9 protein-coding genes and 1 other RNA gene are annotated in these 11,813 nt (G+C 44.8%); 7 read left to right on the forward strand and 3 right to left on the reverse strand.

All coding sequences use genetic code 11. The features are described 5' to 3' along the window. Window positions 1–2: 2 nt before the first annotated feature. Window positions 3–1,808 (reverse strand): penicillin-binding protein activator, encoded by a 1,806-nt coding sequence (locus tag E0Z06_RS02485; RefSeq protein ID WP_243695544.1) that lies wholly within the window; start codon window positions 1,806–1,808, stop codon window positions 3–5. Between the two features lie 110 nt (window positions 1,809–1,918). Between E0Z06_RS02485 and rsmI the strand changes: the two genes are divergently transcribed. Both rsmI and rnpB read left to right on the forward strand, forming a co-directional pair. Then, window positions 1,919–2,770, forward strand: coding sequence for a 16S rRNA (cytidine(1402)-2'-O)-methyltransferase (rsmI, locus tag E0Z06_RS02490; RefSeq protein ID WP_132581578.1), 852 nt, complete (start codon window positions 1,919–1,921; stop codon window positions 2,768–2,770). Between the two features lie 19 nt (window positions 2,771–2,789). Beyond that, an RNA gene (gene rnpB / locus E0Z06_RS02495) (RNase P RNA component class A) lies at window positions 2,790–3,170 on the forward strand. Window positions 3,171–3,284: 114 nt separating this feature from the next. Here rnpB and E0Z06_RS02500 read toward each other — a convergent pair. Then, a complete protein-coding gene (locus tag E0Z06_RS02500) occupies window positions 3,285–6,128 on the reverse strand; it encodes a TonB-dependent receptor (RefSeq protein WP_132581580.1) in 2,844 nt (947 codons plus the stop codon). A gap of 246 nt (window positions 6,129–6,374) precedes the next feature. Between E0Z06_RS02500 and E0Z06_RS02505 the strand changes: the two genes are divergently transcribed. After that, window positions 6,375–7,751: an SH3 domain-containing protein gene (locus E0Z06_RS02505; protein WP_132581582.1), complete on the forward strand. Its 1,377-nt coding sequence runs from the start codon at window positions 6,375–6,377 to the stop codon at window positions 7,749–7,751. 11 nt (window positions 7,752–7,762) lie between these two features. Further along, complete coding sequence (locus E0Z06_RS02510; protein ID WP_132581584.1) at window positions 7,763–8,863, forward strand: dipeptide epimerase; 1,101 nt, start codon at window positions 7,763–7,765, stop codon at window positions 8,861–8,863. A gap of 23 nt (window positions 8,864–8,886) precedes the next feature. On the opposite strand, the gene E0Z06_RS02515 is transcribed toward E0Z06_RS02510, so the two are convergent. Further along, window positions 8,887–9,723, reverse strand: a complete 837-nt coding sequence (locus E0Z06_RS02515) for a MurR/RpiR family transcriptional regulator (protein WP_132581586.1) — start codon at window positions 9,721–9,723, stop codon at window positions 8,887–8,889. A gap of 377 nt (window positions 9,724–10,100) precedes the next feature. Here E0Z06_RS02515 and mraZ point away from each other — a divergent pair, with 377 nt between their 5' ends. From mraZ to ftsL, 3 genes are read left to right on the forward strand one after another with little or no spacing between them, the layout of a single operon-like run. Then, complete coding sequence (mraZ, locus tag E0Z06_RS02520; protein ID WP_132581588.1) at window positions 10,101–10,565, forward strand: division/cell wall cluster transcriptional repressor MraZ; 465 nt, start codon at window positions 10,101–10,103, stop codon at window positions 10,563–10,565. Window position 10,566: 1 nt separating this feature from the next. Then, complete coding sequence (rsmH, locus tag E0Z06_RS02525; RefSeq protein WP_132581590.1) at window positions 10,567–11,511, forward strand: 16S rRNA (cytosine(1402)-N(4))-methyltransferase RsmH; 945 nt, start codon at window positions 10,567–10,569, stop codon at window positions 11,509–11,511. Continuing rightward, on the forward strand, window positions 11,504–11,812 hold the full coding sequence (gene ftsL / locus E0Z06_RS02530; protein WP_132581592.1) for a cell division protein FtsL: 309 nt from the start codon (window positions 11,504–11,506) through the stop codon (window positions 11,810–11,812). The genes rsmH and ftsL overlap by 8 nt, the downstream gene beginning before the upstream one ends. The last annotated feature ends 1 nt before the right edge of the window (window position 11,813 follow it).

Below are 11,813 nucleotides of genomic sequence, written 5' to 3' on the forward strand. Positions count from 1 at the left end.
AATTAGGGCTCCTGCACGGTGCGTAACCGGTTGTTGCGATAGTTAGCCCAGCTAAGCTGGCGCACTATGCTGCCGTTGTTATTTAGCCGTAGTTGCCCAGTTAAACCTGAGAACACCGTAGACGGAAGCTGTTGCTGTTGCCGCAGGCTACCTATCAGTTGATAGGCATCATACCCCATAGCAAATAAGCGCTGTAGCGCTTCATCTTGCTCGGCAAATAGCTGTTGATATTGCTGCCTTAACGGCGCACTACTTTTTTCCCCTAACATCCAAGGAATTTCGGTAAAAATTAAGCCGTTTAGATCACGTAAATCAGTGCTGTCTAAACTGGTACTGTGGCTGCGAGAGCTGGCAAATATCGGTAGCTTAGGCGCCGTCTCGCTTAATGAAACATCAACAAAAGGCTTAAATAAACGGGTTTGCACCGGATCGGCAATTAAGTAAATAGCATCAATATCTAATCGGCTATGTGGATCAGACTCTAGCTTTTGCGGTATCAGGTTGCTGATTTGTTTAATACGCTCTTTACTGCGGTCGGTTTCTAATAAGCGGTTAATTAGCTGTTCTAATTCATCTTTATTATTAAACTGATATAAGTTTGGCGCACTGTGGCCTAAACTTTGCCAGTTAGCTGCAAAGCTTTGTTGCATGCGTAAGCTAATATTATTGGCCGAGCTGATAATTGCTGGGTGTTTATAATTTTTTTGCGCAAACAGTCGTGCCATCTGTGCGGCTTCATCTTCCATACTCAAAGCAAAGTAAAATTGCTCTGGTTTTGCGGCAATATTGTTGTCTTTACTATTTAAAAACAATGTTGGCCAACGCCAGTTTTCGATGAGGCTAATGTTATCTACCTGATCTTTAAGTAAAGGGCCGATAACGAAATCTACCTGAGCTTGTGTTACCTGCTGCTGAATAACCTCGATTGGCTGCTGACTGTCAATAAACACAATACTTGTGGCGGTATTCGTTGTTGCTGCCGCTAAAATACCATATTGAACGGCCTGCGCGTGTTGGCGAAATTGGCCTTCTAAGGGTAAAAGCACGGCAATACGTTTTGGTTGATAGGGTTTAAGTGTAACTAGCTTCTGAACCGCTTCGGGCATATTTTTTAATGCCGGAAAGTCATTGTTTTGATGCAACCAATTGTAAAAGGCTTGCTGTAACGCTTCAGGTTGGCCAATAAAACGTCGGCTTAATAACGCTAAATTTAACCAGCTTACCGCATTTCCTTGCGCACCTGTGCGTAAGCTTTCTAGCTGCGAATCAGTGAGTGCTGATAAATTTTGCCAGAGTAAGTCTGCATAATCTGGGTAGGTATTTATTGCATCAGTTTGGCGTTCTAATTGTAACAAGCTTCGAACAGCCGAGAGATGGCGTTGTTGCTGACTAAAATACTGGCTACTTAGCCATAAGAACTCGGTGCGGTCGACAGAGGCTACCGTGTTGATATCTGTAGTATCAATAAGTTGAGTTAGACTTTGTTGTTGATGTGTTGCCAAATAGGCCTGTAATCGCGGTAGCACGCTTTGCTGGCGGATCAGGGCATAAGGGCTGGCTTTTAGATTTTCGACAATGGCTAAAGCCAGTAAATAGTCTTGCTCAGCAATCGCTTGTTTTGCGGCTTTAAGTAAATGGTACTGCTGTGGCTCCGCCTGATAATTAGCCGCTAACTTATATAGCTGGCGAGCCGACAGTTGCTTAGCGCCTTTCTCACTGGCTTTAACGGTTTCAGGCTTGGTTGGTGATGTTTTTATTGGCCCTTGGGTACAACTGATAATTGCACCACTTAGGCAGAAAAATAACACGGTCTTTAATTTGCTGGAAGTCACAATGCGCAGTACCATAGCTAAACAATGGTCTTATCTTACTGAGACTGCCGGTTAAGCTCAATTAAATAGCGTACATTAATCACAAAATGGCAAAAGATAACGGTTTTTTATATGTAGTGGCGACACCGATTGGCAATTTAGATGATATTAGCCAGCGTGCTATTAGTACTTTGCAGCAGGTAGATTGGATAGCCGCTGAAGATACTCGGCATACCGGCAAGTTATTGCAGCATTTAGGGATCTCGGCAAAAACCATTGCGCTGCATGATCATAATGAAAAACAGCGCGCGGCCAGCATTATTCAAAAATGTTTAGCCGGTGAGCATGTTGCGTTAGTCTCTGATGCTGGCACACCGCTGATTAGTGATCCCGGTTACAGCCTAGTTCGGCAGTGTCGAGACGCTGGCGTGCGGGTAATTCCTATTCCTGGGCCTTGTGCGTTAATTACCGCCTTATGTGCAGCGGGTTTACCGACTGACAAATTTCATTTTATTGGTTTTCTGTTACCGAAAAGCCAGCAGCGACAAAACCAGCTAGCCGACATACCCAATGGCGTTGGCACTATTATTTGTTATGACACCGCACGGCGCATTAAAGATACTTTACTAGATGTGGTGGCGGTATTTGGTGCAGAACGTGAGCTAGTGTTAGCAAAAGAGCTAACTAAAACCTTTGAGCATTTAGAATACGGTACTGCGGCACAAATTACTGCTTGGTTAGAGCAGGACCCACAGCGTTGTCAGGGAGAAATGGTGTTAATGATCGCACCTACACCCAAAGCGGATAGCGAAATAAGTGACAGCGCGCAAACGACACTGAAATTACTTTTAGCCGAACTACCAGTGAAAAAGGCGGCAGCCCTAGCCGCAGAAATACATGGCGAGAAGAAAAATGCCTTGTATAAATTGGCACTGCAATGGGCTGGTGAAAGCGAATAAATAGCGTATAATCGCGCCGTGAGTTGGCCAAGGCAATCGCTGCTTGCGTAAGCAAGGGGAGGAAAGTCCGGGCTCCATAGGGCAGAGTGCCAGGTAACGCCTGGGGGGCGCGAGCCTACGACTAGTGCAACAGAGAGTATACCGCCGATGGCTTAGCCTTTGCTAGCAAAGGTTAGGATCAGGTAAGGGTGAAAGGGTGCGGTAAGAGCGCACCGCGCGGCTGGCAACAGTTCGTGGCACGGTAAACTCCACTCGGAGCAAGATCAAATAGGCTCTCTTTGGCGCGGCCCGCGTTGAGAGCGGGTAGATTGCTTGAGGCTTAGGGCGACCTAAGTCCTAGAGGAATGATTGCTACTCTGGCAACAGAGCACAGAACCCGGCTTAATGGCTGGCTCACATCTAATAAAATAGAAAACCGCAGCTTTAACCCGCTGCGGTTTTTTTATTGGTGAAAAAAAGCCCACAATAAAGTGGGCTAAGCATCACCAGGAGTAGACGGTGGTAAATTAATTAACTACATAAACTTATATTCGACTAGTAGCGTGTAAGCGCGGCCACGAGGGTCGGCGATACGCGTTTCCCAACCAGCACCGGCAGCAAAGTCGCCCTGATGCGCAGTAAATGGTGGGTCTTGGTCAAATAGGTTTTTGATGCCAAAGGTCAGACTTAAATCATCTACACCCTTATAGGTAACGCTATAGTTATAAGTAACATAGCTATCAACGTTCGGGTTCCAATTAGCTGGGGTATAACTGCCATTGGCCATACTTACCGGTAGTTCGTCTTTATAACCATCGCGATACATTTGCGTAAAGCTGTGGCTCCAATCGCCATGTACGTAACTTAAATTAAGTGTGTGCTTCCATTTAATCGGTAGGTTGTAATAACGCACATACTCACCCACTAAATTTTCGCTATATGGCAAGCTTTCAAGGCCTTTAGATTTAAAGGTATCAATATAGCTACCGTTTAAATTAACGCGCCACATACCACCAGCGAGTTCACCAGTTAAGTTGGCATCAAGCTCAATACCGCGGGTTAAGGTGCCGCCCGAGTTAACATAACGACGGTCAATGGCGATAACTTCACCTTGTGCGTTACGGATCCAGTTAGCGGTAAACTGGCTGTAATTTTCGATAAGTACATCACGTGGTGCCGAACGAATAGTGTCGGTACGTTCAATTTCCCACCAGTCGACGCTCATGTTGAAGTAATCAACTGGTACGACAACAAAACCCAAGCTCTTTTGCTTAGATTCTTCTGGTAATAAGTTTTCTTTACCACCAAAAATTTCGTCAGGGCGAATACTTTCACAGCCGACGATATTTTCATTTGCTATGCCACCAGGGCAGGTTGCTGGGTCGGCTAGATCAAGGCCAGTATATTGTGACTCGGTTACGCCGTTAAACAATTGGTTGAACGAGGGTACTTTAAAGCCGGTGCTGTATGCACCGCGGAACATCAGCTCTTCGATTGGTCGATAACTAAATGATACTTTCGGGTTGGTCGTACTACCAAAGCCATCGTATTTGTCATAACGAGCAGCAAGTGTGATATCTAAGTTATCCAGTACCGGTAAATACACCTCAGCAAATACTGCTTTAATGTCGCGGCTTACTTTATCTAACACGTTGGCATTATCAAATGGCGCGTTAAATATCGGCCGCATTTCTGCACGCTCATCACCATTAAATTTAAACTCTTCACGACGTAAATCAACACCGGTGGCCATCATAATAGTGCCACCAGGCAAATCAAAACCTACCTCGCCAGAAAATGTTGCGTCAATTTGCGTCATAATTGACTCGCCACCATACAGCTCAACGCCACTAGCTGACGCGGCGTTTAGTGCGGCCATGCCCTCTGTGGTTTGACTTTGGCCGGGCAGTAAAAATGGATTGATTAAACCACTACCCAGAACGTCTTTTAACTCAGCGGTGTAATGGAAACCTGAACCTAATGTCGAGCTTGATTCACTAGACGCACGTGACACACCCACGTTGTAATCCCAGTCAGCTATTACACCTTCAAAAGCGGCTAATAAACGGTATGATTTAGTTGTGGTATCAATTTCACGCGGGCCGCAGGCTACACAGCGCCAACGATAGGCAATACGCTCGCCATAGTTCAGTTGAGCGGCGCCAAAATAATCGGCTAATGCATTATAAACGGCATCGTAGGATGCGCCGGTGCTTGGGTACCAGGTCTCAGGCGTAAAAGTAGAGCCTGGAGAAATTTGATTTGGCTCAAACGCTTTACTTACGTCAATTTGTGATGCAACAAATTCAAGTGTTGCCATGTGATCTTCGGCCAGTTTAAAGCTGGCACGGCCAATAAAGTCTACACTTTCCTGTGGTTGCTGAATACGTGCCGCTGCCGGATAGTCATAGGCACAGGCGTAACGTGATGAGGTTGAATTCCAAAGCTTCTCATCGTAAGGCCCCATCAAGTCACCACCTGACGCACAACCTGCGCCACCGGGTAAATCTAAGATATTAATCGCCGTCATAGATTTGCCATCTAACGGGTCAAGTAAACCGGTGCCAATTAAATTTGCATCGGCAGCGCCACGGTTAAATACGGTTGCAAATGGCGTGCCTCGGCTATCTGGTGATAAACCCCGATCGGCTTGAAACGAGCTAGAGAACTTACGGTCGTCACCGCCAAGCACTTCATTTTTCTTGTATGACACGGTACCAAATACGTTCCAGCCATCTTTATTAATGTCGCCCGTACCAAATAAAATATTAGTACGATAGATATTACCGCCACCGGCTTCGGTATGGTCAACAAAGGCTGAGGCTTCAGCACCGGTGTAATCACTTTTGGTAATAAAGTTAATTACGCCGCCAATAGCATCGGTACCATATACGGCAGAAGCGCCGTCACGCAGCACTTCCACGCGTTCCAATGCAGCAAAAGGAATTGAGTTTAAATCTACTGCACGGCCTTTTAGGCCATGGGTTGCGACCCTGCGACCATTTAGTAAAACTAATGTTGCATCTGAACCCTGACCGCGCAAGTTAGCGCCAGACACGCCATTATTACCGCGTTGATCCTCATTTACGATACCGCCATTACTGGCTAAGTTATCTGACGAGTTACCAGCAATATTCATTTGTAATAATAATTGCTCTGCTGAGGTAATACCTGCCGCATTGATATCAGCTCTGCTAAATACCGTTATTGGCAAGTCACCTTCGATAGTTGTACGTTTGATACTTGAACCGGTTACGCGAATTCGTTCAACTTTGGCATTAGGGTCAGTTGCTGCATCTTGCTGAGCGGCATCCTGGGCAAACACTTGTGTGCTCAAGCCTGCTAGGGCAAGGGCTTGAATGAGTTTATTCAACTTCATCGTTATTTCTCCTGGGAGTTGCGTTATTTTTATTGCTATTCGTTACCCGGGTCTGCACGCCCGTTTTAGCTAAAATGCATAATGTTTATTTTCTGCACAAAATGAACATAGCAACATTTCTTTCCTTTTGAAAATAATTTATGCTTAATTTTTAAATATATTGGAATATTTCATTCCTTAACGTTAAATTGACGCTAATAGCCAAAAAGAAATTCGTCAAATGAATCTGTGGCAGAGGAAGTAAATATGAAGAAAATAGTGAGCTTAGTCTGTATGGGGTGGATATTTGCGCTTACTTCAATATCAGCTAACGCTTTCAGCTCTGACGTACCTTTGCTGCAAGTTGAACATTTAAAACCCCAGTTTTGGCAGGCAAAATTAAATAATGCCGATGTTGTGATACTGACACCTGAGCAGATTATGGGGCGAAATCAACAAACCTTTGCGTTACAAAGTGAAATGCAATTGTTGCAAGATTTGCCAGCGCAGTTCACTGACGCCGAATTGGCGCAGATTATTAATCGGGTAAGCAAGGTCGCTACTGATGCGAGGTTTTATGCCAATGGTATTAAGCTAAGCGCAATGCATTGGGCAGCCTATCAGCAGTTATTAGCGTTACCGCAACTTAAACCACAGAATACTGTGCGGTTCGGTTTAGTGGTAAAGCGCACTGCATTACGTAGTTTTCCAACCGATGATCGAGTATTTAATGCAGAAGCAAACAAAGACTTAGACCGCTTCTCTGAAACGGCATTATTTCCAACTGATGCCGTGGCGGTTTTGCACACTAGTGCTGACAAAAAATGGCTGTTAGTGCAAAGCTTTAACTATACCGGCTGGGTAAAAACGGCTGATGTTGCTATGGGTAGCAAACAGCAGGTGCTAGCTTATGCTGAGCAGCAACCCTTTGTCGTAGTAACCGGCGCAACTGTACGCACTGCGTTTAACCCAGAAATAGCGGCAGTGTCTGAATTGCAGTTAGACATGGGTATTAGGTTGCCCCTGCAAAGCGCAGCGGATGTCGGCTTTATTGTGCACGGACAAAACCCCGCGGCGAGCTACATTGTGCAATTACCGCTACGTGATGCCAATGGCAATTTAAGCTTTACCAGTGCATTGTTGCCATTAAGTGCTGATGTACATCAGGGCTATTTGCCGTTTACCGCTAATAATATTATTGGCCAGGCGTTTAAGTTTCTTGGCGAACGCTATGGTTGGGGCCACGATTATAATGGTCGTGACTGCACCGGTTTTACTTCTGAAATTTTCCGTAGTTTTGGTTTTTTAATGCCACGAAATTCAGGACAACAAGGCAATGGTCAATATGCTGAGAACACTCGTTTTACTAACGCCAGTAGTGCTGAGGATAAGCTAAGCGCTATAAGCAAAGCGCAGCCAGGCGACTTACTGTATTTCCCAGGGCATGTGTCATTGTATTTAGGCATGCTGGGTACACAACCGTTTATGATCCACGATGTTAATACACTTATTTATCCGCAACAAAATGGCGAGCTATATCAAGGCACACTTAACGGCGTAGTCGTTACGCCGCTATTACCACTTAATGCCAATGTCGAGCAGTCTTATTTAGATGCGCTCTATGCTGTTAAATCACTGCGTTAATAAGGGCAATAATGAAAATAACAGATATTAGATTAGGTATGCTGCGTGTACCTTTAAAAACACCCTTTAAAACAGCGCTGCGTACGGTAAACACCATTGAAGATATTGTGGTTATGGTAGAAACCGACACTGGCCACGTTGGCTATGGTGCAGCGCCTGCTACAGCGGTAATTACCGGCGATATTCATGGCTCTATTATTGCGGCAATTCGTACCGTAATTAAGCCAAAACTCATTGGGCAAGATATTGCCGATTTGAACCATATAGTCCGGCTGATACAAAATTGCATAATGAAAAACTTCAGCGCTAAAGCTGCAGTAGAAATAGCTGTTTATGACTTATTCGCCCAGATGTTTAAGGCGCCGTTATATAAAGTGTTGGGTGGCGGTGTGCCAAAAATTACCACCGACATTACGATCAGTGTTGATTACATCGACAAAATGGTCGCTGACTCATTAGATGCAATTGAGCGCGGCTTTGAAACGCTTAAAGTCAAAGTGGGCAAAGATATTGGTGTTGATATTGAACGAGTTAAAGCCATTTATGCTGCGGTTGAAGGCAAAGCATTAATTCGTTTAGATGCCAACCAAGGCTGGACAGCTAAAGAAGCGGTATACGCGCTACATAAGCTTGAAGATGCGGGTGTTCGTTTAGAATTAGTTGAGCAACCGGTAAAAGCCTATGATTTAGAGGGGCTAAAATTTATTACCGAACGTGTGCATACACCGGTTATGGCGGATGAAAGCAGTTTTGGCCCCCGCGAGGTTATTGACCTAATTAAAATGCGCGCGGCTGACATCATCAACATTAAGTTGATGAAAACGGGCGGCATTGCCAATGCCATTAAAATCGCCGACATTTGCTCGTTCTACGATATGCAATGCATGATTGGCTGTATGCTTGAAGGTAGTATTAGCGTGGCTGCAGCAGTACACGTGGCTGTGGCTAAGTCTGATATCATCACTAAAATTGACCTAGACGGGCCATCGTTATCGTTGTTTGACCCGGTAACTAGCAGTGTGAAATTTAATGATGCTGATATTACTATTGGTGATGCGCCGGGTTTGGGTATTACCGCAATCGAAAATTTAGAGCTGTTACCTAACCACTAACTTAAGCTAGCGGCGAAAGGCCGCTAGAGTAAATCATCTATCTCGGCGGGGGTTTTTAGCTGATGCTCAACATTGTGACGTTGGCATAATAGTAAATACAAAATATGGCACAGATGTTGTTGCGCTAGCTGCACAAGTATAGGATTAATCCGTTCATTCTCGTCGCCGCTTAGCGCATATAACGCTGTAGTTGCTGCCATACTTAACGCGTTAGTTTTATAACTGGTTAAGCTAATGAGCGGAATATTTTTATGTGTGGCGTAACGCGCTAGTTTAAGTAAATCGGGTTCTTGCCCTGATTCTGATATCAGTAACATCACACTGTTGCTATTAAGAGTACTAGCCATTTGCACAACTAAACTGGGGTCGCTATGCAGTATGGCTAATTTACCTAACTGTAATAAGCGAAATTGTAGATCTTGCGCCACAATGTTTGACGCGCCAAACCCTGAAATAAGTATTTTATCGGCCTGGTTTACGCTGTTGGCGGCATCTAATAATAGCTTTTCGTCATTAACGTCTAAAATACCGCGTAAATGGCTGTGCAAACTAAACTGCAACTGCTCCACTAAGGTAAACAAATCACTTTGTACTGGGTTTAATTCTGGGCTGTCACGGTTTAACGTTGAGGCGGTTATTACCGCTTCACTGACAGCGAGTTTTAAATCAGGATAACCTTTATAGCCTAACTTCTGACAAAACTTAACCACGCTAGACTGACTAGTACCTACGGCATCTGCTAACTGTTGCGATGAATAGTCACGTAACAAATTCGCATTATCGAGAATAAAATCTGCTAGTTTGCGTTCGATCACTGACATCTGTTCAAGCATGCCGCGGATCTTAAGTAAACACATCATAAAGTTGTTATCCTCTTGCGCAGTTTTATACCACGTCTGATTTTTAGGAATTTGTTATTAACTATGTGACTAAGTATTGAATAATTTATTCTAAATTAGCAAGCAACGCGGTAAAAAACATCAATTTAGTCGCCAGCTTGTATTGATGGGCGATGCCGCTATAGATTTTTCACTATATTTTATTTTTCTGACCAAAATCATCATCTTCGCTGTAGCACTTATATCCAGTGTGATCACAATCGATCAATCACTTTGTTTTTACCTTGACAATGGTCAAACCTGCACCCTAAACTGTGTTGTTGTGGGGTTTTGTGGGTAAAAGTGGATCAAAAAGCTTACTCGCAAATAAAATTAATAAATAATTGCACAGGAAGCTTATGTTTCGTGGCTCATTTACACTGACATTAGACGAGAAAGGACGGTTAGCGATACCTACGCGCTACCGCGATTTTCTGCTGTCTGATGCAAAGGGCCACCTCATTTGTACCATAGATTTACATGACCCCTGCTTACTATTGTACCCGCTTGCCGAGTGGGAAGAAATTGAAGAAAAGCTAAAACGCTTGTCTAGCTTAAACCCGCAAGAACGCCGCTTACAGCGCGTATTGTTGGGTAATGCGACCGACTGTGAAATGGATAAAAATGGCCGTATTTTAGTGCCGGCATCACTACGTGAGCATGCCGGTTTAAGCAAAAATATCCGTCTAGTTGGTCAACTCAATAAATTTGAAATCTGGGATGAAACTGCCTGGCATGACCGTCTAGCTGCTGATATTGCACTAGAGCAGGCTCAAGCGGGTGAGGTTGAATTGTCAGAAAGATTACAGGACTTTGCACTGTAGAATGAATGCATCAGCCCACATTTCCGTATTATTGCAAGAAGCAATAGACGGCTTAGCACTGAAAAACGATGGTTGCTACCTTGATGGCACCTTCGGTCGTGGTGGGCATAGCCGCGCAATTTTAGCTAAGTTAGGGCCAAACGGCCGCTTGTTCGCTATAGATCGCGACCCTACTGCAATAGCCTCGGCTGAGCAGCTAACCGCTGACCCACGTTTTCATATAACCCATAGCCCGTTTGCTGCTTTAGCAACTATTGCCGAACAGTTAAGCATTGTTGGCGCTATAGATGGTATTTTGCTTGATCTTGGTGTGTCTTCACCACAGCTAGACGATGCCGACCGCGGTTTTAGCTTTATGCGTGATGGCCCATTAGATATGCGTATGGACCCAAGTTCTGGTATTAGTGCGGCTAATTGGTTAGCGCAGGCTGACGTAGAAGATATTAGCTTTGTGTTACGGGAATATGGCGAAGAAAAATTTGCTTGGCGTATTGCGCAAGCCATCGTTGCCGCGCGTAGTGAAGCCGCTATTACCCGCACTGCACAGTTAGCTAAATTAATTAGCGACAGCGTGCCAAAAAGCAATAAAGAGAAAAAACACCCTGCAACCCGCAGCTTTCAAGCCATTCGTATTTATATTAACAGCGAGCTGGAGCAGGTTAATCAGGCATTGCATGCGGCTATGCAGGTATTAAAACCTGGCGGCCGCTTAGTCGTTATTAGTTTTCACTCGTTAGAAGACCGCCTAGTAAAGCAGTTTATGCGTCGCTTTGCTAAAGGTGAGCCAATACCGCGCGGCATTCCGCTAACTGCAGCGCAAATGAATCAGCGCACCGAGCTAACCTTAGTTGGCAAAGCCATAATGCCTTCTGAGCAAGAGCTAGAGTTAAACCCGCGAGCGCGCAGTGCCGTGCTTCGTATCGCACAGAAGCAAACGCATGACTAATATTAAATTGCATTGGCTTATTGTTAACGACTGGCACCAGCAAAAGAAGCTGGTTTTGTTGTTATTGGCCTGCATAATTTCGGCGTTAGTTGTAGTGCATTTTGCCCACCTCAATCGTCAGTTAACTATTGCCCAAGATGACCTTTATCAGCAGCGCGACCAGCTGGATATCGAATGGCGTAATTTAGTGTTGGAACAGCGTGCGTTGTCGGAACATAGCCGGGTTGAAGATATCGCTCGTAATCGCTTAAATATGCATCGCCCTGCCGGCGCGCAAGATATTGCGGTAACTGTGCCATGAG

This window comes from Rheinheimera sp. D18 (assembly GCF_004345025.1).
Lineage (GTDB): Bacteria > Pseudomonadota > Gammaproteobacteria > Enterobacterales > Alteromonadaceae > Alishewanella > Alishewanella metallidurans.